The following is a 23,855-nucleotide window of genomic DNA, read 5'->3' as shown; positions in this document are numbered from 1 at the left end:
CAATAGTCACATAAGGCCATTTTTTAGAGCAACCTATGCAGTGCCGACAATATTAACCCTCACTGTTTAGCAAAACCAAAAGGTATTGATCAGAGGATTGTGCCTTAAATGCCGATACACCTCCGCTCAGCATACTTTGGTAATGAATGAACCAACATTCCTTTGAATGTTGTAACTCTTCCAAAGAACCGTATAACGTCAGTGCCTCAATACTTGACGGATGATGTAACTTTAACAACTGAATGGCTGCTGATTGACAATTGATGTGCTCAACAGAAGGAGGAATTTGTGGTGACTGAATTAAATCAGCTACAAATTCTCGGTCTTGTTTTTTATCAGATTGAGGTAATACGCTATCAAAATAAAACGTCTTAAAACTCGACAAAATTTGTTCTTTTTCAGTCAATGTTTGGCCCTCGCGGTTACCCGAATTATTGCTCTTTTTAATTAAAGCGCTTTTGTTAGCATCACATGCTGTTGAAATCACCAGAAGCCAAAAGGTGGTCATTATTTTTTGAATCAATTTCATACCTAAATTACACCTACATCTTTATATTTCAGATGCTTGCCGCTATCAGTTAAACACTGATAAAACGCACAAAGACGAATCGCAGTTTTGACCGAACACAACGGCTATTTGTTGCGAATTAAAGTTGTTTTACTGAGCAACAAACTGCTCTGTTTTTGTGTCGCATATTCGTCAATTTTAAAAATAATATCTTTAAACTGAATTTCGTCTCCTTGATACAATCGCACACGTTGATTGATTCGTTTGTTATTCACCAAAGTGCCATTTGAAGAGTTTAAATCTTCGATATAGAGTATTTCTTCCGCAACAACAAAGCGTGCATGCGTGCGTGAAATATAAGATCTCAAAAGTGTTATCTCACACTCAATAGCCCTACCAATAGTCACCCCATTATCGATTCGATACTCCAACCCTTCTACAGGACCGGACACAGCCTTAACATACCAACCATCTATACGCACTGGGGCTTTATTGTTTTTATCAAGAGAAACACGCTGGTCAACAACCGGAGCAATATTATTTAACATTCGCCGTTCTGAAAACGGGGCAATACGCACAAACCCATTTATCGTTAGATTATAAAACCACGAAATACTCACTGCCACAGGGAAAAAAACGATAAATATCCCCAGCAACCAATAGTAATAGTCATTGTGAATTTCAAAAATTGGAAAGGCGACACTGCCAACTTGCAAAATAATCCAACAGGTAACTATATACAAAACAATGGTATTTAACACATTTCTGCGTCGTAACTCTCCATATAAACGACTTAGCTTACTTTTTTGTTTTTCCATTGTAGTAATCCAACCATTAAAAGATTATAGGTACCACAATTTCAGTTTTATCTTTATTTGTAGACAGTTCAAGTCTTTTTAAGCCATATCTTCACTATTTTCGTCGAAAATGCTGTGTTCCTTACTCTGCTGTAGTGACTAACTAATCCAAAACACGGCGTTCTGTTGTTTAATTCATTTTTCCATTTAAGAATAACCTCACAATATATTATGTAATCATTCAAATTAACTTGCTCATAAAGCAACTGTGTTTAAACTGACAACTCAAAAAATGTAAAGGAGATGTTATGAAGTTTATTTTTGGATTAATGCTTTGCTGTACATTGATGGCTTGCCAATCAACAGTAGTCAAAGCTGAAAATATAGTCAGCACCGCTGAATCATTAGGTTTCTCGTCCGAACGCTTAGATAGAATCGCGACTGTAATGCAATCTTATATTGACCAAGGTAAATTAGCTGGCACCTTAACATTAGTCGCCAAAGATGGAAAAATTGCCTATTTAAACGCTCAGGGCATGCAAGATAAAGCAGCCGGTATTCCCATGAGTGAGGATACCATTTTTAGAATTTATTCTATGTCGAAACCCGTTACAGCAGTCGCTGCTATGACGTTGTGGGAACAAGGCAAGTTCCACATGTTTGATCCGATTTCAAAATACCTACCTGAATTTACTAATATGAAAGTTTATGTAAGTGGTTCCGGTGAGGACATGGTTGTGGAAGATGCCAAAACCCCAATTCGCATCATCGATCTTTTTATGCATACCTCGGGGTTAAGTTATGGCTTCACTGGCTCTGAAGTGGACAAAATGTACCAAAAAATGCAAGCCAATCCCGATGAAATAAGTCGCAGTAATATTTTATCTAAAATTGCAGCAATACCTCTGGTTCACCAACCAGGCTCTGCGTGGAATTATGGCGTATCTACCGACATTATTGGCTTCTTAATTGAAAAACTAAGTGGTCAAAAATTAGGTGAATATATGCAACAAACCATATTTTCGCCCCTTGGGATGAAAGACACTGGGTTTTATGTTGCACCAGATAAAGTAGCTAGACTAACGCAAATTTATACCGCCGATAGAAAAACCGGTAAAACGGTAGTCATGCAGAATGAACCTCTAGGTGACTACAAGAGTGATCCAGAAATCCACAATGCTGGCGGCGGCTTGGTTTCTACGATGCAGGATTATTTCACCTTTGCCCAAATGATGCTAAATGGTGGCGAGATAAATGGGGTCAGGATCTTAGGTAGAAAAACCGTTGAATATATGACCAGCAACCATATGCCGCAACATTTGATTCCGTTTAATTCAAGCTCTCAAGGAGAAGGGTTTGGACTCGCGATGTCTGTTACTGTTGACCCTGGCATGTCTGGTTTTATGAGCTCAAAAGGTAACTTTGGCTGGGGAGGAATGGCTTCAACTTATTTCAGAGTCGACCCAGAAGAGAAGATTGTACTGATATCAATGGCACAATTTGTACCTATTGGTTTTCATCGCTATCACGATGATTTCAGAAACCTTGTCTATCAAGCATTAGTAGACTAAATCTGAAGTGATGCGCCTAACGGCGCATCAACTTCTCAAACTCAATGAGTTTTAAGCCACTTAATAATTGGCTCATAGAGATCCTCAATTGTTTGATCCTGACTACGCGTTTTATATATTCGAGTTAGCTCTTTATTAAACGCCTTAAATTTATAAAAACCACGTTTATTCACCATGAAATCTTCCATATGGTGTTTGATCATTAAATATTCCTCATCAGAATAGGACTCCAACGCATACAACAAAAACACCGACCAGGTCATATACTCGTTAAACACCAAATAAGGTTTGTTATATCCACCACCTTTATACCAAGTTTTTAGTTCTGGTAATGCATTGTTAATCTCATTAACGTAACTATCTGAAATTGGATTAACATAAGCGTGATCAATTTCCGTAAAAAATGCTCTTGTCAGTTTTATGGCGCTCGTTGCAGTGGAATCAACGCTATTTTCATAACGGTTTGGGCCACTGATAAACATGATGGACTCCTTAAAACCATTATTGGTGAACATTCGAGCACTATGTTTGCCAGAGCCTAGTGGCGAAAAAAATACTTTATAACTCTGATACCTAGCGGAGAATTGAGACTCTAACCAGCTCCAAATGTTTTTGGGGTGAGTGTCGTTTTCAAATTGTTTAAGCAAACTTGAATAATACGGCTGATGCTGTTGGTAGAACGACCTAAAATCACTAATCTTTGCAAAGTTTTCTAACAGTGCGCGATGCATTGCTATTGCATCTCTTGCCCTAAAACTACTATAAACCTCTGACTTTACGATTCTATCATTCATAAATTCGTAAGCAGGTCCATTTTCAACAAGAGAATAATAGTCAACATCGCCAAGTGCAGTAAAAATCGGATCGGCTTTAAAGGGCGTAAACCATTTAATCATTGCCTGATAATAGTCACCTTGTGCCCGCTTTCCATAATTTGTCTGCTGAAACTCGTCTGCTAAAGCTAAAACAATATTCGTCAATTCGTACACTTCAGGGATCTCAGCCGTTACTTTCCCACGCTGCTGTTGTTTATACTCTGTGCTGTATCGAGCTGGTTTATCTTGGATGTGAAATGTCAGGGTTTTAACTTGGTTGTTTAACTGTAAATATAGTTTTTCGGAGTCATTTCCGCGATAGAAAATAGGTACACTTTGCTCGCCGTAACACAACTCAGCTGTTGGGCCTGCTCCCCAATAAGTCATATAAAAAGCCTTATCATTGGGCAATGAGTTAAAACTTAATTCACGACTAAAATACTTGTCTGTGACTAAAACAAAATTGTCACCTTCCAAATTGATGTAGTGGTTATCGATAGTTGAGTTGGCACAACCCAAAAACGTAAAAACAAAAATTAGGTATTTCAATTTAACAGTGCCCTTTAGCGAATAGTAATTAACCTATGGTACACATAAGCGATGAAAATTCATTCAAACAAGTTAGCAATAGCAATGAAAAGTACATTTTGGTATTCACTTCTCACAATAAATTCAAAGACTTATTCTTTTTTTAGGTCTGCCGATAGAATAAGATAATACCCATTACATTGTACAAATAGATTATGAGTTCATATAAAGTATGTTGAAGAATATCCGTTTACATCTTGATAAAGATGAACAAAAACAGGCGCTTTTAGATGAGAAATTAGCGACACACATACTCAATACTCACAAAGACAATATCAACGCATTTCAACGTAATATTCCTGCTTTGTTGCCTAATGTTCAAAACCCCGAGCTTGCCAACTACTCTATTTTTATTAATAAATATGCCGAAATTAATATTGTTGATTACGGAATGGGCCGCACCTTTTATGGATTTCACCCAGAAGCTGAAGTATTAGAGCAAATATCTCGAATAGAACAACACTGCCCTAATATTGTATTTGATGCACCTTCAGTTAGTCACAACAAAAATTCTGAGCAAATTGACGGTATTGGTGATCTACAAAGTATTGATGACCTAGAAAGTATCAAACTCAGAAACCAACAACCACCTTTACCCTATGAAATTGAATGTTTAGTGGTACTTGGATGTGGCCTAGGTATTCACCTTGGGCAATTGCTAAAACAACACAAGATCAAAAATATAGTTATTTACGAACCTGAATTACAGTATTTCCAATGTTCGATTATGGCCACGTCTTGGCAAGAAATTTTTGCACTCGCAAAACAGCACAATACCGCTATTTTTTTACAACTAGAAAAAGATGGCAGAGACCTGATTCAGGATATGAATGAACTGATTCAGCACTGCGCCATTAGCAACTTCCATCTATACAAACATTACAATCACGAAGTATTCAATTCTATATACACCGACCTATCCCAACGCAGTTGGCGTGAAATAACAGGAACGGGATTTAAGATTGAATCTAAACAAAGTTACTTGGATTTTGTGTCGAGGTGGACACCTAATATAGATTTAGAAAAATATAACTTGCTGAGCGCAGCGAACACCAAATTGAGTAACAACCTCAATGCGTTCAAAAAATATTTTCCAGACATTTACGCTGAATACAAAGATTACGCTCCGAAAAAATGGCTGCCAATCAGCAACGCTGCAGGTGAAGTCAATTTAGTCAAAACTGACAGTTTACAATCTTGGTACAGTGATTCCCCGACTCAAGATTGCAATATTAATTTCGAAAACTTTAATGAACAACCTAATAAAGATGGCTTAGTCCTAGGTTATAAAGGCACCAAGCTCGCTCACTACATTCATTATCAATTTGTTAAAGAAACCGAAGAGTTACTTAAAGAAGCCGAGGAAGAAGTGGGCGCATTGCCTGAAAACGTGCCATCAATTATTATGTTTGGTTTAGGTGTAGGTTATCAATTAGAAACCCTACTTGCTGAGCACTCTGTCGAAAAACTATTTATCTGCGAACCTAATCCAGACTTTTTTTATGCGTCACTTTTTGCCATCGATTGGCAAACTATATTTGAAACCATAGAAAAATCCGAATCACGCATTTACTTAAATATAGGCGATGATGGTACTAACTTATTTAGAGATTTATTGAGTCAATTTTATTCTATTGGACCCTATATTTTAAACAGCACTTACTTTTATCAAAGCTATTACAATGCGTCGTTAAACTCCGCTATTAGCCAACTTAGAGAACAATTACAAATAGTGATCTCTATGGGAGAATATTTTGACCATGCCTATTATGGGATTGCACATACTAAAGAAGGCATGCGCCGCAAAATTCCAATATTAACCGCCAACCCTGCTAGTAAACTAAGTTATGAAGACAAAGAAGTACCGATATTTGTCGTAGGTAATGGCCCTTCTTTAGACAGTTCTATCGATGCGATAAAAGAATGGCAAGGACAAGCCATAGTAGTGAGTTGCGGCACAGCGCTGCAAGCTTTACATCGACATAACATCACCCCAGACTTTCATGCCGAAATAGAGCAAAACCGAAGTACCTATGACTGGGCTGTATTGGTAGGTGATTTAGACTACTTAAAAAACATCACACTGATATCATGTAATGGCATTCACCCTGATACCTGTGATTTATATAAAGATGTGATGGTGGCATTTAAAGAAGGTGAATCATCAACCATTTCAGCATTGAATATTTTGGGTAGAGAAAACTTTGAAGTTTTGCAAAATGCCTTCCCTACTGTGAGTAATTTTGTTTGTGATTTATTTAGTACGATTGGGTTCACTAGCATTTATCTGATTGGCGTAGATTTGGGGTTTGTTAATGTAAAACACCATCACTCCAAATCATCTGGCTACTATCAAGACGATGGCAAAGAAAGCTTCGACTACCAAGAAAGTGCCAACACCTCATTGATAGTACCAGGCAATTTTCGCCCCAGAGTCAATACGAAACATGAGTTTAAAGTGTCTCGGCAAGTGATTGAGCAAGTGACACAAGCCAAACCCAAAGGTCAGGAGTTTTACAACTGTAGTGATGGCGCAAGGATCCAAGGTTCTTTGCCATTGAGGCCAAGTGAATTATTGATCATGTCTAGTAATCAGCAGCAATGCGAGGCTCTTATTAAACTAAAAACCATCGTATTTTCGAACAAAAAACTGAACCTATACGTTGAAAGATTTAATCGGTTGTATTCTCAACAAACTTTGATGGAAGAGCTTAGTCTATTTAAGTCACAGTTAAAAAATGAAGTGAAAAATAAGGCTGACCTGCAAAACATTATTAACAAACAGAAAGAAATGTTGTTTAGTTCATATAAAAATGGCGGTTCATTATTGTTTTACTACTTGTACGGCACCGTAAATTATACCAATGCATTGCTACTCAAGCTTGGCCAAAACTCTCAGTTGTTCAAACCCAACAGTATTATTCACAAATGTATCGATTTTTGGGGCGTTAAATTAGATGAAATATCTAATGTGCTCAATGACAACTATGTGAATTTCGATTCGTCTCACTTTAGTCTTAGAAAGAGAGAAAAAGCTCTTTTGGCAAAACACTCTGCTAACAGTACGATGCTAGTTATCTCTAGTTCCGATAGTTTTAGCGAATCATTAAAACTAACTTTAGTAAAAAAGTTTAGTTTTAATGGTGAGGTGACGTTTTCTGACAGACTTGAAACTAACAATAACAAGCAATTTGATCATGTCATCGTATTTCAGGATAAAGCTAAAGAAACACCATTTTTTAAGTTTCAACAAAGGGGTACTCGTTCAACCATTTTCATGTTGAAATCAGGTAAAGTTTCTGACTCAGTTTTGGTCCCCAAAGGTGTGACTTATTGCCCCATTCCAGTTAACGAGACAGAAACGATTGCAGCAGACTATTTTTTGGCAACCTACGCAGTTTTATTTGCCCTAAGTGAGCACGACAGCCCACTAATCTTTCTAAAATACAGCACTAAAAAACCTGCTCAGTTTGGTCAAAAACCTATTAATAACTTAATCGATGTAGATAGCTTTGTAGACTTTTCAAGCCATATTGCTTGTTTTAAAAACCCCGCTACACAAAATTTTGTGTCTAAAGCTGGTACCAGAGGAAACTTAATTAATAGAGCCTTAGTATTGGGTGACCTAATAAATAAAGTAATCTCAGACAAAGAGTTCACTAAGATAATGATGAATAATACTATTAACAAAGAAGGAAAACTGCTTCTGAATTGATAACTAAGTTAGTAATTGACGTATCTGGCAGCGAACATTAGATGTGGCGGTAACAGCTAGCATAGAACCTAAATGCTAAAAGAGATAAAGGCACCCCATACAGTAAAAAATGATTGCACCGTAGAACGACTGCCGCTTTGATATAATCGGTCTAGATTAAAATCTTACATCTAGAAAGAAAAACTCTTGCTTTAGAATTTCCTTTAAATACCGATATTTATCTAAAGTAAGTTTAAAATTCAAATAGGCATAAGGCCTCCGCATGTTAGGTTAGTTCAACATAGCGCAACTATGATAAAAATAAGATATAAATTAGGAACCAAAAACATGAACAAAGAAATTCAGTTGGAAAAATATGATGAGAGTTTCTTTCAGCTTCAGTCTGTTAACGAAAAGAAGAAAAATGCGGCTCTAGTGATATCAAAACTTGTCATTGAAATGTGTGACAACATTAATAGTGTAGTCGATATAGGATGCGGAATAGGGGTTTGGCCAACGGCTTTTTCTAATCATGGTGTCACCACGGCTCATGGTGTCGACGGTAATTACATAAGTAAAGATTACTTACTGTTAAAAGGTGCCAATTTTTACGAACGTGACTTAAGAGAAAGAATCTCGCTCGATAGAACTTATGATTTAGCGTGCTCGTTGGAAGTAGCTGAACACCTCCCTCCTTCCAGAGCATTAACATTTGTACAAGATCTTACGCAACTCGCTCCAGTGGTTTTATTTTCCGCGGCTATCCCTGGGCAAGGCGGAGAGAACCACGTCAATGAAATGTGGCAGCACCATTGGGCAAGGCTTTTTAATACTTTTAATTTTAAGGCTGTGGATTTCATTCGACCTATTGTATGGTCAATGACAGAGCTACAAGTTTGCTACAGGCAAAATACTATATTGTACGTTCACGAATCGGTGCTAGAAAAAAATGCGAAGTTGAAGCAAGCAGAGGAAAAAACAAATGAAGCGATGCTTCCCTTAGTTCACCCCAGAACCTTGGTTCGCTTACAGAAACAATGGAAAGCGTAACTTCATCATGAACATTACTGATCTTAAAAATATTAGCTTAAAAAACAGAATGCCAGAGCTTCTATGTGAACATCCAGGCATGATATCAAACGCTGAGAGAAGTCTGCTTTTTAACCTAGCAAAACATTACTTTCAAAACCAAGGGACTATTATAGATGCTGGCGCATTTTTAGGGGCATCTACCGTATGCTTTGCTCAAGGATTGAAAGAAGCAAATATAACAAACATCAAACATAAGGCTATCTGGTCTTTCGAAAAAGGGATTGTCCGAAATAACTTTCAGAGATTTGTCGAGGCTTTCGATCTACAACCTCATTTCATAGGTGATAGCTTTACTGAAACGTTTTTAGCACTTACCGCTAATTATGTTGACTACTATAAAATCCATTTTTCTGACATTCTTGATTACACTCACCCTATTGAGAATAATGTTGAAATCGCTTTTCTCGATATTCTAAAAACAGAAAAAGTATGCAGACACTGTATAGAACAGTTTTTCCCAGCTCTGCTTGAGGGGGCGTATGTCATACAACAAGATTACTTCTTCGATCAACTTCCATTCATTAAGTATACACAAGAAGCATTTTCAGAATTTTTTAGTTACGAAGGCCAAGTAAACTCTAGTGCACTATTCAAGCTAAATAGACCAATAACCAAAGAAAACGTTGTAAATGTTCTGGATAGTCTATCACCAAGTGATGCTATGGATTTGCACATTCAGGCAGAAAAAAGAACAAACAATAATGAAAGAGCTTATTTTATGCAACTTTCTCGCGCTTGGCTGCTCGCGGATATCGGAAAGTTATCAGAAGCTAAAAAGCACTATCGCAAAGTCAAAGAACATTTTTTCAAAGAAAATAGTTATTCAGAAGAGAACTTAAGGAAAGACTTTTCGCATCGGCACAACCTACTTGAGTCTTACTTTTTATTTATGGAGTCGTGGACAAGCGCTCCGAGCCTTTTTGGTGATAGTAGCTGGGAAGCGTTTATTTATGCAAACGATTAATATTTAAATATTTAGCCCTCTCTGTAAGCAAGGTCACAATAATGACCCTTTTAGCTACGATTAGCTTTTATTTCTAACATTTTGTACAGAGGAGAAAATGCCTCTTGCGTTAAAAAATCATTGTTACTCTCTTTAACCGCTACAGCAATACACATATCTTTAGGCGCTTTATAGAAAGGTATTGAGTCAGATGCATACTCTAGTTTAACTGCTCGATAGTCTAATAAGTTAAAAAGGGCTTCGAAAAAATTTAACTTATACCAGTAATCACAGTGATTCGGCCAAGAGCCTGACGTAGGAACAAAATGGAACATAAGCCCACCTTTTTTCGTAAAGTTATGCACATTGCGATACGCGTGATATTGAGGATTATCTCCCTGACAAATATGCTCAGTAGTACCGAAATTGGTCACCACATCTGCTTTTACAATACTATTTACGGGCTTCGACAGGTCAACTTCAACGGCACTACCAGTTGATTTAATATCAAAGCTTGTGTGCAGGAAACCTTTTTCCAAAAAGTAATTTTTTGCTAGTGATATATGGGTATCACCAGTCATATTTTGCTCACCGAGCTCAATCATGGTTAAGTCGGCGAAGCTTTGAGAGACTTCATCCTTTACAGCTTTTTCCAATAAGCTAGTAATTTGCGGATACCTAATACCCATTTTTACTCACCGTTATTAACCTGTTTTAAATTTTTAGTTATTATGCAAGCCGCACTCCATATGGGGCTCTGGTTTACAAATATCATTGAACTGCCTATTTACTTCGGCTCGGCCGTTAAATTTATAAGACTCATCGTTTAAAAACGGAGCAACTTTAATAAGTTTCCCATCATCACAGGAGAACTTTTCAATAGTATCTCTATAATCGGTATCATCGCGTCGAATATCTGTCATCCAAAAGTCAGGAGTGTAAGTTTCACAAAATGCTTTAAATGGCTCAACTTTTAAATTTTGTTGAAACTGAAAAAATGATTGAGTACCTTTTTGAGGTAACCCAGACTCCCTATATTTATTGATAACCGTTGAAGAAGCTCTAAGTTCAATAACGTTGATTTGATATTTACGCTTCAAACGATACATATTTTCACGAAAAGCTAAATTATCAAAAACAACATCAATCCAAACGATTGGCAGTGTAGGCGATATTTGTGTTAGTAACTTTATAAAAGGCTCTGCGTTAGGCCCAAACTTTGAAGTGGCAATGGGCTTCGTTGCATCAGCTATTATGCTGCGGACTATTTCCTCACCCGCTACATTTCTATATATATCGTTAAGGCTACGACAATCAACCATGAAATGCACTTTTATTGAACCTAGGATGTATTGATTATCGACTTGGATTTTTTATTCTTTAACTTTGTTCACGGAATATTAGACGATTTAACACTATGTATTATCCCGCATGTCAGCTGCTTTAACCCTACTAAAAATAATCATTCGTAATGTGGCATTCATTCTAGTTGAGAGATTTTTATCTACTCTTTTTGTTTGTTATAGATATCGATATTCACTAAGGCCTTAGCTCCCTGCTCTGACGCTGCAAAAAGGACCAACTTTTTTAATTGTAAAGGCAAACTATCTATTGCGGCCTTAACTTTTAAATACTTATATGATTTATCTACTGATAAATTTTTTGTCGCACCTTTTTCAGACTCAAATAAGACTTCTGGTATGACAAAAAAATCTAGATTAGTTAACAAAGCGCGTGTAACAAACTCATGTAACACCCCATCGGCAATAGCATAATCTTCGAATGGCCCAACAAGTTGATAACACTCTTTCCTTAGTGCGATGAATTCAGCGCCATAAACTCTGTCGTCAATGACTTGATGCCCAAGGTCTCCTCCCAGAGGTGTCACCAGTTTTCCATGCTCATGTTGGCTATCATTAGGCACCCGAAAAAATGACGTTATAATAGACTGAGGCGACTCAGATAACGCGGTTTTAAGGATGTCTCCGGCTTTTTCTACAACACTTTTAGGCGGTTCACTGGCAACAATAAAGGCATCTTCCACATGTTCATTTACAGCGTTATTAAACGCTTCGCCTTTAGGTACTCCATAACAATCCAACACTTCAAAATGACTCGGCCAAGATTGCTTTTGAGTGCTTAATTGCCCTGTAAGATCGCATATAATCACTTTATCAAATTGTGCCACTTCCCAATTTTCACTGAAAATCATACCTTCATTAGCTAGGACTAAAGATAAGTGTTTTATTTGCGTCTTGTTACGTTTGGCGACAAGGGCGTTTTGCCAAGTCACGTCAGTGTGTGTGGAAAACTGTTTAGCTAAATAATCATGAAAGTGATACCACGTCTGCAGATTTTCGTCATTGTCAAAAGCAGGGTGAGAAATGCATTGCCCCTCATCCAACACAATTTTAAGTCTTTTAACTAAGCTAGATACGGTAGGTTCGACTAGGGAGTATTGTTGCGACTCTTGCGCAATTAACTCTGCAGTTCCCCCCACGTCGGTAGCAACAAAAGGAATTCGATGCACTAATGCCTCGTAAACTGTCATAGTAGAGTTTTCGATTAGCGATGGCATGACAGCGATAAACTCATCAGAACAAAGATAAGTCAGCGCTTCCGGTTGTCCTCGATCGGTAATAATATCAATTTCGAATGGCCAGTTTTTAGCTTTAGCTAGGATGTAATCAACAGGTTGTGCAAAGTCTTTTTCTGAGGACAATACCCCTTGTTTACCCAAAAAAGTCACATGTTCTGGGTAATTACCCGCTCTGACACAAATATCTAAGGCGCGGCAGAAGTTTTCTAAGCCTTTCCTGCTTTCAAGCCTTCCAAAAAACACCAGTTTTTTGGATTTTACTCGATCTCCATATTGACTTTTTTTACGCGCATCGGTGATTTTTAATTCACTAAAATCCACAATATTAGGTTGAACGTAAGTTCCACCTCTTGGCATGTCATAACCAATATGGCGCATAAAACTCAATAAATGCGCACTCCCGCCAATGATCATATCGGCCCATTCAATGCACTTCTGTTCTAAAAACGAAACCGAAAATAGGTTATGCATTTCAATAGGCTGCATTTGATAATGACGATTCCAGATAAAGGGAGACGAAGCTTTAACTAAGAACAAGGTACGTTGAAATGCCAAGCCTAATCGTTTAGCGGCCAGGGCATAATAAGCTCCCCCCCGCCATTCAGATGTGTGAACCACATCAAAATCATAACCTTTCAACCAATTATAAAATGCCAGGCAGCGGCCCTGCCAAGGATGAGAAACATGCACAAATGGCTCGTTTGGCCAATCCAAGTACACTAATTTAACCGCAAACTCTGCGTAGTGTTCGATCCAATATTCAGGGGTGTGCTGCTGAACCTTTGGACCTTTAAGCAAAACAATAGTGACCTCGTGTCCCTGTGCTGCTAAGCCTCTCGCCAAATGGTAGTAGGTAGAGGCAATCCCACCATTTCTAACTGGCCCTAGGATCTCCTCAGTAGCAATACACACGCGCAGCTTTGCCTCTGAATCGGTATAGGTGAACTCACTTAGGTCTGGAAATTTTTCTACGTCAAAGGTATCTTTTTGCATATAAGTACTTCTTTTATTAGTGTGCTGAAGTTCAGTCTTTAAAGGCTGCTCGACTAGCCAATCGCTCAAATTATGCTGAATGAGGTATTTTCAACCACCGTAGGATTGGCAAACCTGCCTAATACATTCCAATCATGCCGCTTTACCAATTGCGGGCTCAGCACTTTTTTTATTACTGGTTGTAAATAATTCAAAACTTGCTCAATGCCGGATGCTAATGCTAAAGCCAAATAATCTAGCGAAAGATAACTTGGTTGTTTATCGTCTAACATTAGATTCACTTGGCGACGTCGTAATTGATTAAACTGTAGCAAGTTATTAAACTCAATTGGGTCAAAATCTACTTTTATTGGCTTCGCACTTTCACCAATCTCGATATGCGATTGACGGCTTGCGCGGGCGACTTTTGTAGCGCCATACACAGACAGTAAATTGCTTCTGTATAAATTGATAATGTGCCAATCATCTTGGGAAATGACCCAACTCAAAATATTTTCATTTTGTGAGATCATTAATTTAAAACCAAATAAATCGGAGTCTTGATGCTCGGCCATAAGAGCATTGATAAACTTGACAGGATCTTTTTCACGGGCGGCTTTTTTAGTGTACTGAGAAGGTAAACCTCGCTGAATGGTTTTATCGAGCATCCAAGGCACTTCTTCATTATTGATAAAAAGCTCACCATAACATGTGATAGCAGGATGCTCATTTAGCGTACGGCACAACATAGTGCTACCTGTTCTTGCTGAGGCCAAAACAATAAATTTTTTCTTAATTGCCATAAGGATTAAGAGTTTGAACCGTATTTGTGCTCGATAAAAAAAACAAACTCATCATCTGACAAGTATTTATCGGCAAGATGTAAAGCATCATTCGCGAGGCAAAACCTCAACCATTTTTCCCGAAAGACTTTGTGGTCATCTGCAAGAAAGACTGACGCCCCCTTTTGAACCAGTTCAATAATTTGTCCGGCTTGGGGTAACTTTGTAGGTTCAACGACCTCTGCAAATGCAATATGACTGAACAATGTCAGCTGATCGGCAGAAAGGTGTATATGGAATGTTTTAAGATACAGATCAATAACATTATTAGTCCTAAGACGCTGCTGTTGCTGATGCACACCACTAACTGATGATTGATGCATTCTGTATTCTAGCAACACCTCTGGAATGGCAACAAATTGTAGTTCAGGCTCAGCAATGGCGACTCTTGATAACCATTCTCTATCTATAATAAATCGAAATGCATCTAGATACGGATATTTCAGCAACAGTGATTTAGCTAACATCCAAGTGGGATGGCACAAAATAGTCACACCAAAAAAAAGTAAATTTCGTGAATAATTATCAGAGTGTCGAAAATGCCATGTTTCGTTTCTTTCCCCAAAAGTTTGCACCCAAGACCCGACTACAGCGACATCTTGATTATTACGCAAATAGTTCAGTTGTTTTTCAAGCCTTGTAGGATAAGCAATATCATCCCCATCCATTCGCGCTATATATTGTCCATTCGCCAAGGTAACCAGCTCATTTAAACAGGCTGCCACTTTTCTATTTTCTCTTGGGAATACTTTTATTCTTGGATCTTGTTTCGCATATTGATTAGCTATGTGAAGCGTTTCGTCAGTAGAACCATCATCCATAATTAAAAATTCAAAATCAGAGAAAGTCTGATTTTGAATTGAATCGATGGCCGTTCCTAGATAGGCTGACACATTATACACAGGCATTATGATTGACAATGTAACCATTACAGCCGACTCAATGCCTAACAATAATATTAGTAGGGCTCAACATTACCCGATTAATCTTGAAACCACTGCCAAGTATAACCAATTCCTTCCCTTACTTGTGTCGATGGATTAAACCCAAATGCCTGCCTTGCTTTTGATATATCACAATGTGTATGGATAATCTCCCCCAAACGAGCGTCTTTATATTCAACGTTTATCGCAAGTTGCTCTCCTATCACAGCCTTCATATTATTGATCAGTTGATTGATCGAAGTCGCGACACCTGTACCAAGTTGGAACACGCCAGATAGGTCGGATTGAATCGCTTGTACTATGCCCTTGCACAAGTCTTCTGTATAAATGTAATCACGAGTCTGTTCGCCATCGCCATATACCACTATAGGCCCATGGTTTAGCAAGGCTTTTAAATAAGTAGCAACAACACTTCCTTTATGAAACGATAAAGGCCCGTAGACGTTAGAGAATCGTAAGTTCATGATTTTCATGTTATATATTTCAGCAAATGCGCTACTGTATCCTTCAATAGCCAGTTTTGACGCACCATAAGGAGACAATGGATTTGGCACCATTTTTTCATGTACAGGAGGTGGCACTTCCCCTAATATCGCCCCTCCCGTCGATGCGTTGATTAACTTAGAGACTCCACTTTCGACCATTGACATCATTAATTCAAACGTCGCCATTACATTATTTTCAAAATTGAAACGAGGGTTTTCAATTGAGTCCATTACTCGAGTATCAGCTGCAAGATGGATGACAACATCTATTCCTTTTAGCGCTTGCATTACTGCTTTTTTATCCCGCAAATCGCCTAAAATAAACTCAACACTAAAATCACTCACTGCAGAGCGCGAACCAACGGATTCATTATCCAAAATAGTGATCTTGGTTGCCAAGTCATTTTTAACTAAATATGTTGTCAAGTTAGAACCAACAAAACCGGCACCACCAGTAATTAAAACGTTACCCAGTGTGTGTTTCAATTTTAAACTACCTTTTTAAGCTTAGGTTGTACTTTAGGATTCGGCGCGCCAGCTTTACAGTCTTTGGTCCAAAGTGACTGACAGGGTATCTTGTCCTTATCACAACGATGCATATACTTCGAAGTCACGTCAGAAACTTCTTGCAATAAACCTTGATCTAAAGTTTTTGGATTCCAACCAAGCGCTTTAAATTTATCATTTTTAACCCTTAACTGATTTTCAGGGGCTTCATTACGTGGATTGGGTACGTAAGCGATTTCAGCACCGGTTTCTTTGGCTATCTTTTTAGCCAAGTCAATTAAGCAATGAGACTCTGCCATCTGATTAAAAATTTGTACTTTCTCACCTTTTTCAGGGGGATTATCTATAGCTAATTCAACACATTTCACAGAATCTTTAATATGAATAAATGCTCTTGTTTGACCACCTGTTCCATGAACCGTCATTGGATACCCCATCGCGGCTTGAACCAAAAAGCGATTTAGTACCGTGCCATAATCACCATCGTAATCGAAACGGTTAATAAGCCTTTCATCTAAGCTGGTTTGCTCTGTTTGAGTACCCCAAACTATGCCTTGGTGTAGGTCGGTAATACGCACTTTGTCGTTCTTATTGTAAAATTGAAAGAACAAAGCATCCTGTGTCTTCGTCATATGATAAATCGATCCTGGATTGGCAGGATAGAGTATTTCTTGTGGAAGATGGTTTCCCTGTTCATCTTGCACATAAATTTGTAAATAACCTTCTGGCAAACTCATACCTGCCGTACCATACCCATAAACCCCCATAGTTCCCAAATGGACAAGGTGTATGTCTAAACCACTTTCGACAATGGCATTTAATATGTTATGGGTTCCACACAAATTATTTCTAACAGTATAATTCTTTAGTCTTGAAGATTTCATTGAGTAAGGTGCCGCACGCTGCTCGGCAAAATGAACTATGGTATCTGGTTGATGTTTTATTAATAATTGTACTAATTCAGCGAAGTCAGATGAAATATCTAAACATTCAAAATCAATTTTTTTACCGCTGATTTCTTGCCATGCCGCCAGTCTATTGTCGATAGTTTCAATGGGGGTCAACGACGATGTACTCAATTCGACATCAATTTTTCGTCTAGATAAATTATCTACTATTACAACATCATGACCTTTATCTGACAAATTCAGAGCGGTAGGCCATCCGCAAAAGCCATCGCCACCTAAAACTAAAATTTTCATGTTTCATCTCCAAATATAAGCACTGAAACCTATATATAACTTTTACCTGTATAGTGAATGATTTCTTGAATGAGTTCTAATAGAAATCACTCTTACAGACAATTAAATCATTGCTAAACCAACCCTGTTTACTTATTATCGGCCGTATTTACATAAAGCTTAAATTAAGCGAATATCAGTCAAATCAGCTTTGTTTACAAACTAAGCAACTAAGGCAGCAAACACACCTAGCGCATTACCTACCGCATCATCCATATTGTAATACTTATAATCAGCTAACCTACCAGCCGTGATCACGTTTTCAAACGCTTGCACTCTTTGTTTGTATTGCTCGAACCGTGCTTGGTTAGCTTGATTGAATATTGGGTAATACGGTACGTTTTTAGTCGCATCAAACCTGTCGTAGTCTTGCGGATACTCTTTGACTATGGTGGTGTGAGTAGTGGTTTGATTCAGAATATGTTTGAACTCGGTAATTCGAGTATAGGCATGTTCGTTAGGGTAATTTACCGTTGTAGCTGTTTGATATTGTGCTAGGGGCAAGGTCTCAAAATCAAACTGCAAAGAGCGATAGGGTAATTCTCCATCTAGATAATTAAACAGCTGATCTAACATGCCAGTAAACACCAACTTTCCGTTAAAAGCTTGCCCATTAAAAAACAAAGATTGATCATTCATATTCAATGTGACTAACTTGGTAGCATCAGTATTCAAGCGCACTGTAATATTTGGATGGTTCAAAATATTAGTAATTAGATGGGTATACCCTTCACTAGGTATAGCTTGGTACTTGTCGTGAAAATAACGATCATCTCGAGATATGACCACAGGCACTCTAGCGGTTACGGCTGGTGAAATCTCTTCTGGTGAACAGCCCCATTGTTTGCTGGTGTAATTCACAAAAAACTTTTGAAACACCAACTCACCCAATTGCTGAAGTAAAATATTAGGGCTTTTACGTAATTCTAATATAGGTACCTTGCCGTCTACGCCGTACTGCTCTATTAACAGGGCTTCAATTTGTCGTGCCTGCTCTTTTGGGTATAAAGCATCTAAGGTATTTAAATTAAATGGGATGGGCACTAAGTTTCCGTCTATCGAGCCTAAAACTTCGTGCTCGTATGGAGTCCATTTAGTAAACTGACTGAGGTATTGCCACACTTCTTCGTTATTGGTGTGGAATAGATGTGGCCCATAATGATGCACGGTGACGCCATGCTCAGTTTTATAATCGTAGCAATTACCGGCAACGTGCGACCTTTGCTCTAAAACCAAGACTTTTTTATCTTGTATTTTTGCAAATCGCTCGGCCAACACAGCGCCCGAAAATCCAGCGCCTACCACTATTACGTCATATGCACTCATTTATGCTGCTTCACTTAGCAAATTTTTGAGCTTGTTAAGGTTTTGCCTGTTTTCATAAACGGTTTGGTGTTTATCGTTAAAAAACATCCCTGAATTTGACGCTAACTCTATGTATTTCAGAAATAAATCATTGGCATCTCTGGCCAAGAAATACAGCGCTGCGGCAAATCTATGGTGGGCTATTCCCGCTTTGATTATATCCGGTTTTATACCAAACTGGCCTGCCAACTCGCAAGCCAGCTCAATATCCCTAAGGGATTGTTCACGCCTGTCAAATGAGCGACTAGTTCGTTGTCCAAAACTGTTTTCATGAATGCGATAACGGCCTAAAACTTCAGGAATAAAATCGACATTGGCGCCTAAATAACCGGCATTTAAAATATAAAAAGCATAGTCAAAAATAATTTTACAGTCGGGCGAAACAGTATCGATAAGATTTGCATGATTTCTAAACATCACACTACTGGCTTGCATGTAGCTGCCGTATTGGATCATATGTTCGATATTGGAGCGTTTGGGGATCAGCGACCAGTTATAAAACTCTTTTGAATACAATTTGATTGTTTTGTTAGTTTGAGAAACAAACATATCTGACTCATGAAACACCATATGACAATCTGGGTGTTGATCTAGGTGATCCACTTGCTTCTGTAACTTAGTCGCTAGCGCAATATCGTCACCATCTAAATAAGCTATATATTCTCCGCTTGCTGCTGCAAGTAACGTCGCCATATTTGCCGCTAGCCCAGCATTGGTTTGTTTATAGATAGGCTTTAATTTATTGGGATACAACTGTGCTAAGTCTGCAATTTTTGCAGCGGTATTATCAGCAGAAGCGTCATCACAGACAATTACTTCATAGTCGAAATCAGTGCTTTGCTCTAATACTGACAACAGACAAGGCCCAATAAAATCTTGTAAATTGTAAGCGGGTACTAATACTGATAACTTCATGCTTCCTCGGTTTTAATCTAACGCTGTGGTGTTTATATCGGCCCTTTGGCTTCAGCCTTGAGGCATCAGCCTTGAGGCATCACAAATTAAGCGGTGCTACCCGCATCTACCGTCATCACTGTGCCCGTAATAGCAGCGGCTTGCTCGCTTAGCAAATAGATAATCATACTAGCGGCGTCTTCAACAGTAGCCAGTTTACCTAGTGGACTGCGCCTTTTAACACTTTCTAATTTGTCTCCTTGCAAACTGCTGGTCATATCGGTTTGCATGTAACCTGGTGCCACACAGTTAACAGTGATCCCCGCTTTACCTACTTCACGTGCTAAGGAAAAACTAAAACCTTCTAACGCTGCTTTACTGGCGGCATAAACACTGAGACCATTAAAACCTGTTTTGGCGATGATAGATGAAATATTAATGATCCGGCCGCGGCGGTTTAATAACATCGAGCGCATTAAATATTTACTCAATAGAATGGGAGCTTGTACGTTTAATTGCATAAGATCATCTATGGCAGCATTTGGCATTGTGGCTAATACCCCATCATGACCTGATGCGGCGTTGTTGATAAGAGCATAAGGTCGCCCAAATTCTTTGATTAGCTGTTTACATAAGGTGGGCAGTCGCTCTAATTGCGATAAGTCGGCTTGATGATAATACAGCTGTTGTGGATTTTGTTGCTGTAATTCTGCTAGTGCCTGTGAACAATGCCGCGCGATAGCCACTACTTTATAACCCTGCTCTAGCGCCTGTTTGCAAATCGCTAGCCCAAGACCTTTGCTGGCACCAGTAATGACTACATAATCAGTCATGATTTTTCCTATTAAGTTTACCGCTGGCATCTTGTTTCAGAGACGCAACTATTCTAATTTTACTTGGTCTTTCGTATCTGGCTAATTGCGCTTTACAATTGCTCAGTAGCCTAGTTTTTGCTAATTGCGGCTCAGAATTGGGTTGTAACACCACTTCGGCAACCACTAATGCGCCAACAAGTGGGCTGGCTTGGCCATACACTCTTGCTTGGTCAACTTCTGCTGATTGCAACAGAACTTGCTCGATCTTCTCTGGGTAAACATTGTTGCCCCCAACATTAATTACACCGCTTGCGCGCCCTAAAAACATCACGCGCTCATCTGTCACTGCAACTTTGTCAAAGGTATCCACATATCCTTGAGGATCTGTTAGCGATTTTAAGTTATCACCGATTAGATGTTTAGGTTTAATCATTAAATGTTGCTGTGACGATACTTTAAGCTTAGGTGTCTCATTGTCTGAACTTGCTAACCAAGCGACTGGAAAACCGGCCTTTTTGTCAGTCACAACGAAACCAACCCCGGCCTCTGTTGACGCATAAATATGTTTTATTTGAGCGTTTGGAAATAAATTTGATAGGTGATCTAAAATGCCTTGGTCGGCGATTTCTCCGCCTAATGTTATGTATTTTAAAGTCAGGTTATCTAACTGCTGAGTCATACTAAGCTGGCGCCATAAACTGGGTGTCGCCGAAATAGCATTGACTTGATGTCGTTGCATTAGGCTAATTTGTTGTAATGCAGGTTTTCCATGCACATCAATTAAATTTGCGCCACTAAGCAAGCTTTGTAGCAATACTTGTAACCCAGCAAACCTAGTAGGCTGATACATCAGCGCCCAGTTCACTTTAGTTAGATTTCGACTCTGCTTCACACTCGACGCTAGCGCTGCAAATGAATGGGCATACCACTTAGGTTCACCTGTTGTGCCTGAGGTGGCTAAAAACCATGACGTATCAATTTGCTCGTTGTCATCTATTACAAGCTGAGATACGGCAGATTGTGGCGGTTTCTGTTGCCATTGAATTAGATTATCTACCTTGGGCTGAGTCAAATTTTGCGAAGCGATGTAAATGGATTGGCACCAGCCATCAAACGCAACTAAAGCACTAATAAAATCAAAGATATTCTCATCGACTATCAAGACTTTTTGCTGTTTCAACTCAGGGTTTTGTTGCCTTATTTGCTTAGCTTTAAACAGCAACTCAGACAAAGCCACAGTCTTACTCAGGCTGTGTATTTTTCCTGTATGAGTTAAAGACGTTAATTGTTGCAGCAAATTAGGCATAGTTTGATTATTGCTTACTGGCACATCTTTGATACACAGATAAAAACTCAGCAAAGGTACTGGGGTAAGTTTCTATTGCGAGTTCGCTAAATGGGTCATAACCTAAATCTTCTTCAAGCTGTGCCACCAGCATGGCGTAACCTAAGGAGTCTAGGCCACTCTCGAGCAGTAATGTGTCTACTGTAATTGGCTCTATTAATTGGCAATCACTTAATTCAGCCACTTGCTGCATCGCTTGTTTTATCTGTTGTTCTAAATTCACATCGCGTCCTATTCTAAAAATCTTAATTTTTCTGCAGCTAGCGCAATATTTTTAGGTAATTTGGAAAGTATTGCTGTGCGTTTTTTACGCCAATCTTCTAAACAATAGCTGTAATACCATACATCGAATTTTTCGCCATTGCGCTCGCCCCCATATTCCGCTTTAACTTTTTGATATTCAAATACTTTATGCATTTTATTAGCGGCATTATTGAAACTTAAAACTTGAGCTAATAAATGGCTAAACTGGATAATACTCGCGGCATAATCCAAAGCGGCCGCTTCTAAAATAATACCGCTACCAGGCCACACATTGGTTTCCCCCAAATAACAGCCCCACTCTGGTTTTGCGGTGTCTAGTCCAGAAAAATTTAGCACACCTATGGGTCGTTGTTGTTGCCACAATACAAAAAACTTTCGAGCCGGATCTTGCTGCAAGCCATCAAACCATTTGCAATGATCCTGCCAAGCAACAGGATGAGTGTTATGCATATTGTTTTGAATCCGCTCACTGTTGCGCCATTGCCAAACCAATTCGAGTTGAGGCTGACTTAAAGGCTTAAAACAGTGCTCGGGGAGTTGACTGCTCATGCTTGTTTATCACTTAATTGTTCAAGCACTTTGGTAATACTAAGCGCACCGTTTGTTATGAGTTGTTGTAAAGCTTTTTGATGCATAAGTCGTAACTTTTCAGTATCTTGAAATAGCGCCAAGCATCGGCTCACTATTTGTTTTTCATCTGCTGCTTGGCTATCCATTACAACACACCAACCTTGAGACTCAGAAGCGCGAGACGCGAGCTTTTGATTATCTGCCACTACCACTAACAATGAGGGTGTGGCACAGGCTACAAGTTCAAACTGACTACCACCGGCAGCGGATACTGCTAATTTAGTGTGTACCATAACCTCAGCCATATTTTGACAATCGTGAAGATGGGTAACGTGTAAAGTCGAATCTTCTATTACCTTATTCAATTCAGGCAATTGGGTATAGGCCGCGCCGGTAATCACAGTTATTGGCATCTTAGCTGAGCTTTGTGCCAACAGCTGCAATACCAAAATCGTTAAGTTAGCCGGATCACTGCCACCAAACATTAAGGTCAAACTATCTCGGTTTTGCCAGTTATCTTTATCTACTTTAAAAAACTCTTGGCGTAACACTTGGTAAGGTTCGCCAATGGCTAAAAATGCGGTTTCAGCTGTAGCTTGATAATCAAGTGCCTCGGCGTTTTGTGCGCCGTTAATAACCATATCTACATCGAGAGGGCCACTGTTATTGTTATCATCAAAAAGCGCTAAATTAACTCTGCTTGAACGAAGCTCTTTGCGATACTTAACGCCAAATTCATAGCCGTCGATAATCAACCAGTCAGCTTGTAATTGTTTGAGTTGCTGCATTATCCATGGGGGCTCGTGTTCTTTTGGCATTGTCGGCAAAGTAACAATCTCAGCGCTCTCAGCAAGTTTTGCAAAACAAAACTGTTTTGAGGTAAGCGATATCATAAACACAAGGCTGTGACCTTTCGCTTTTAGGCCCTGTGCTAACGCTAAACAGCGCATCATATGCCCAAGCCCTATGCTGGGCTCACCGTCCACTCTGAAGACTACCTTCAT

Annotated in this window: 21 protein-coding genes; 4 read left to right on the top strand and 17 right to left on the bottom strand. The window is 38.9% G+C overall.

The features are described 5' to 3' along the window. Nucleotides 1-52 precede the first annotated feature (52 nt). Complete coding sequence (locus tag ABJK37_RS13865) at nt 53-529, bottom strand: hypothetical protein (RefSeq protein WP_348354867.1); 477 nt, start codon at nt 527-529, stop codon at nt 53-55. Nucleotides 530-633: 104 nt separating this feature from the next. Beyond that, nucleotides 634-1,326, bottom strand: a complete 693-nt coding sequence (locus ABJK37_RS13860; protein ID WP_348354864.1) for an FHA domain-containing protein — start codon at nt 1,324-1,326, stop codon at nt 634-636. A 287-nt stretch (nt 1,327-1,613) separates the two neighbouring features. On the opposite strand from ABJK37_RS13860, the gene ABJK37_RS13855 reads away from it, so the two are divergent. Further along, a complete protein-coding gene (locus ABJK37_RS13855) occupies nt 1,614-2,876 on the top strand; it encodes a serine hydrolase domain-containing protein (RefSeq protein WP_348354860.1) in 1,263 nt (420 codons plus the stop codon). A gap of 41 nt (nt 2,877-2,917) precedes the next feature. Here ABJK37_RS13855 and ABJK37_RS13850 read toward each other — a convergent pair whose 3' ends face one another. Further along, complete coding sequence (locus tag ABJK37_RS13850) at nt 2,918-4,240, bottom strand: DUF4932 domain-containing protein (protein ID WP_348354856.1); 1,323 nt, start codon at nt 4,238-4,240, stop codon at nt 2,918-2,920. 211 nt (nt 4,241-4,451) lie between these two features. Between ABJK37_RS13850 and ABJK37_RS13845 the strand changes: the two genes are divergently transcribed. The 3 genes from ABJK37_RS13845 (at nt 4,452) to ABJK37_RS13835 (ending at nt 10,029) form a co-directional block, all read left to right on the top strand. Next, nucleotides 4,452-7,994: a 6-hydroxymethylpterin diphosphokinase MptE-like protein gene (locus tag ABJK37_RS13845; protein ID WP_348354852.1), complete on the top strand. Its 3,543-nt coding sequence runs from the start codon at nt 4,452-4,454 to the stop codon at nt 7,992-7,994. Nucleotides 7,995-8,321: 327 nt separating this feature from the next. After that, nucleotides 8,322-9,023 carry a methyltransferase domain-containing protein gene (locus ABJK37_RS13840; RefSeq protein WP_348354849.1) on the top strand — a complete coding sequence of 234 codons (702 nt, stop codon included), beginning with the start codon at nt 8,322-8,324 and terminating at the stop codon, nt 9,021-9,023. A gap of 7 nt (nt 9,024-9,030) precedes the next feature. Beyond that, complete coding sequence (locus ABJK37_RS13835; protein ID WP_348354846.1) at nt 9,031-10,029, top strand: class I SAM-dependent methyltransferase; 999 nt, start codon at nt 9,031-9,033, stop codon at nt 10,027-10,029. 50 nt (nt 10,030-10,079) lie between these two features. Here ABJK37_RS13835 and ABJK37_RS13830 read toward each other — a convergent pair whose 3' ends face one another. The 14 genes from ABJK37_RS13830 to pseG all read right to left on the bottom strand — a co-directional run bounded on the left by ABJK37_RS13830 (nt 10,080) and on the right by pseG (nt 23,855). Next, a complete protein-coding gene (locus ABJK37_RS13830) occupies nt 10,080-10,697 on the bottom strand; it encodes a hypothetical protein (protein ID WP_348354843.1) in 618 nt (205 codons plus the stop codon). 33 nt (nt 10,698-10,730) lie between these two features. Further along, nucleotides 10,731-11,330, bottom strand: coding sequence for a phosphoadenosine phosphosulfate reductase family protein (locus ABJK37_RS13825; RefSeq protein WP_348354840.1), 600 nt, complete (start codon nt 11,328-11,330; stop codon nt 10,731-10,733). Between the two features lie 182 nt (nt 11,331-11,512). Further along, nucleotides 11,513-13,600, bottom strand: a complete 2,088-nt coding sequence (locus tag ABJK37_RS13820; RefSeq protein WP_348354837.1) for a glycosyltransferase family 4 protein — start codon at nt 13,598-13,600, stop codon at nt 11,513-11,515. 65 nt (nt 13,601-13,665) lie between these two features. Next, complete coding sequence (locus ABJK37_RS13815) at nt 13,666-14,382, bottom strand: Stf0 family sulfotransferase (protein WP_348354834.1); 717 nt, start codon at nt 14,380-14,382, stop codon at nt 13,666-13,668. 5 nt (nt 14,383-14,387) lie between these two features. Continuing rightward, nucleotides 14,388-15,350 carry a glycosyltransferase family 2 protein gene (locus ABJK37_RS13810; RefSeq protein ID WP_348354831.1) on the bottom strand — a complete coding sequence of 321 codons (963 nt, stop codon included), beginning with the start codon at nt 15,348-15,350 and terminating at the stop codon, nt 14,388-14,390. Between the two features lie 53 nt (nt 15,351-15,403). Continuing rightward, nucleotides 15,404-16,336, bottom strand: a complete 933-nt coding sequence (locus ABJK37_RS13805; protein ID WP_348354828.1) for an NAD-dependent epimerase/dehydratase family protein — start codon at nt 16,334-16,336, stop codon at nt 15,404-15,406. 2 nt (nt 16,337-16,338) lie between these two features. Beyond that, on the bottom strand, nt 16,339-17,559 hold the full coding sequence (locus ABJK37_RS13800; protein ID WP_348354825.1) for an NAD-dependent epimerase/dehydratase family protein: 1,221 nt from the start codon (nt 17,557-17,559) through the stop codon (nt 16,339-16,341). A gap of 201 nt (nt 17,560-17,760) precedes the next feature. Next, nucleotides 17,761-18,924: a UDP-galactopyranose mutase gene (gene glf, locus ABJK37_RS13795; protein ID WP_348354822.1), complete on the bottom strand. Its 1,164-nt coding sequence runs from the start codon at nt 18,922-18,924 to the stop codon at nt 17,761-17,763. After that, complete coding sequence (locus ABJK37_RS13790) at nt 18,925-19,878, bottom strand: glycosyltransferase family A protein (protein ID WP_348354818.1); 954 nt, start codon at nt 19,876-19,878, stop codon at nt 18,925-18,927. It lies immediately after the preceding gene. An 86-nt stretch (nt 19,879-19,964) separates the two neighbouring features. Beyond that, nucleotides 19,965-20,690 (bottom strand): SDR family oxidoreductase, encoded by a 726-nt coding sequence (locus tag ABJK37_RS13785; RefSeq protein WP_348354815.1) that lies wholly within the window; start codon nt 20,688-20,690, stop codon nt 19,965-19,967. Continuing rightward, entirely contained in the window at nt 20,683-21,978 is a 1,296-nt protein-coding gene (locus ABJK37_RS13780) for an AMP-binding protein (protein ID WP_348354812.1), read from the bottom strand. Before ABJK37_RS13780 ends, ABJK37_RS13785 begins: the two co-directional genes overlap by 8 nt. Before the next feature lie 7 nt (nt 21,979-21,985). Then, nucleotides 21,986-22,240, bottom strand: a complete 255-nt coding sequence (locus ABJK37_RS13775; RefSeq protein WP_348354808.1) for an acyl carrier protein — start codon at nt 22,238-22,240, stop codon at nt 21,986-21,988. Between the two features lie 8 nt (nt 22,241-22,248). Beyond that, entirely contained in the window at nt 22,249-22,830 is a 582-nt protein-coding gene (gene pseH, locus ABJK37_RS13770; RefSeq protein WP_348354805.1) for a UDP-4-amino-4,6-dideoxy-N-acetyl-beta-L-altrosamine N-acetyltransferase, read from the bottom strand. Continuing rightward, complete coding sequence (gene pseG, locus ABJK37_RS13765) at nt 22,827-23,855, bottom strand: UDP-2,4-diacetamido-2,4,6-trideoxy-beta-L-altropyranose hydrolase (RefSeq protein ID WP_348355336.1); 1,029 nt, start codon at nt 23,853-23,855, stop codon at nt 22,827-22,829. The genes pseH and pseG overlap by 4 nt, the downstream gene beginning before the upstream one ends.

This window comes from Paraglaciecola sp. (genome assembly GCF_039964565.1).
In the GTDB taxonomy this organism is placed as follows: Bacteria; Pseudomonadota; Gammaproteobacteria; order Enterobacterales; family Alteromonadaceae; genus Paraglaciecola.
This window is presented reverse-complemented; position numbering and strand designations above follow the sequence as displayed.

Coding starts and splice junctions, on each gene's coding strand:
- ABJK37_RS13865 (WP_348354867.1), bottom strand. CDS start 529: ATGAAATTGATTCAAAAAATAATGACCACCTTTTGGCTTCTGGTGATT.
- ABJK37_RS13860 (WP_348354864.1), bottom strand. CDS start 1,326: ATGGAAAAACAAAAAAGTAAGCTAAGTCGTTTATATGGAGAGTTACGA.
- ABJK37_RS13855 (WP_348354860.1), top strand. CDS start 1,614: ATGAAGTTTATTTTTGGATTAATGCTTTGCTGTACATTGATGGCTTGC.
- ABJK37_RS13845 (WP_348354852.1), top strand. CDS start 4,452: ATGTTGAAGAATATCCGTTTACATCTTGATAAAGATGAACAAAAACAG.
- ABJK37_RS13840 (WP_348354849.1), top strand. CDS start 8,322: ATGAACAAAGAAATTCAGTTGGAAAAATATGATGAGAGTTTCTTTCAG.
- ABJK37_RS13835 (WP_348354846.1), top strand. CDS start 9,031: ATGAACATTACTGATCTTAAAAATATTAGCTTAAAAAACAGAATGCCA.
- ABJK37_RS13830 (WP_348354843.1), bottom strand. CDS start 10,697: ATGGGTATTAGGTATCCGCAAATTACTAGCTTATTGGAAAAAGCTGTA.
- ABJK37_RS13825 (WP_348354840.1), bottom strand. CDS start 11,330: ATGGTTGATTGTCGTAGCCTTAACGATATATATAGAAATGTAGCGGGT.
- ABJK37_RS13820 (WP_348354837.1), bottom strand. CDS start 13,600: ATGCAAAAAGATACCTTTGACGTAGAAAAATTTCCAGACCTAAGTGAG.
- ABJK37_RS13815 (WP_348354834.1), bottom strand. CDS start 14,382: ATGGCAATTAAGAAAAAATTTATTGTTTTGGCCTCAGCAAGAACAGGT.
- ABJK37_RS13810 (WP_348354831.1), bottom strand. CDS start 15,350: ATGGTTACATTGTCAATCATAATGCCTGTGTATAATGTGTCAGCCTAT.
- ABJK37_RS13800 (WP_348354825.1), bottom strand. CDS start 17,559: ATGAAAATTTTAGTTTTAGGTGGCGATGGCTTTTGCGGATGGCCTACC.
- glf (WP_348354822.1), bottom strand. CDS start 18,924: ATGAGTGCATATGACGTAATAGTGGTAGGCGCTGGATTTTCGGGCGCT.
- ABJK37_RS13790 (WP_348354818.1), bottom strand. CDS start 19,878: ATGAAGTTATCAGTATTAGTACCCGCTTACAATTTACAAGATTTTATT.
- ABJK37_RS13785 (WP_348354815.1), bottom strand. CDS start 20,690: ATGACTGATTATGTAGTCATTACTGGTGCCAGCAAAGGTCTTGGGCTA.
- ABJK37_RS13780 (WP_348354812.1), bottom strand. CDS start 21,978: ATGCCTAATTTGCTGCAACAATTAACGTCTTTAACTCATACAGGAAAA.
- pseH (WP_348354805.1), bottom strand. CDS start 22,830: ATGAGCAGTCAACTCCCCGAGCACTGTTTTAAGCCTTTAAGTCAGCCT.
- pseG (WP_348355336.1), bottom strand. CDS start 23,855: ATGAAGGTAGTCTTCAGAGTGGACGGTGAGCCCAGCATAGGGCTTGGG.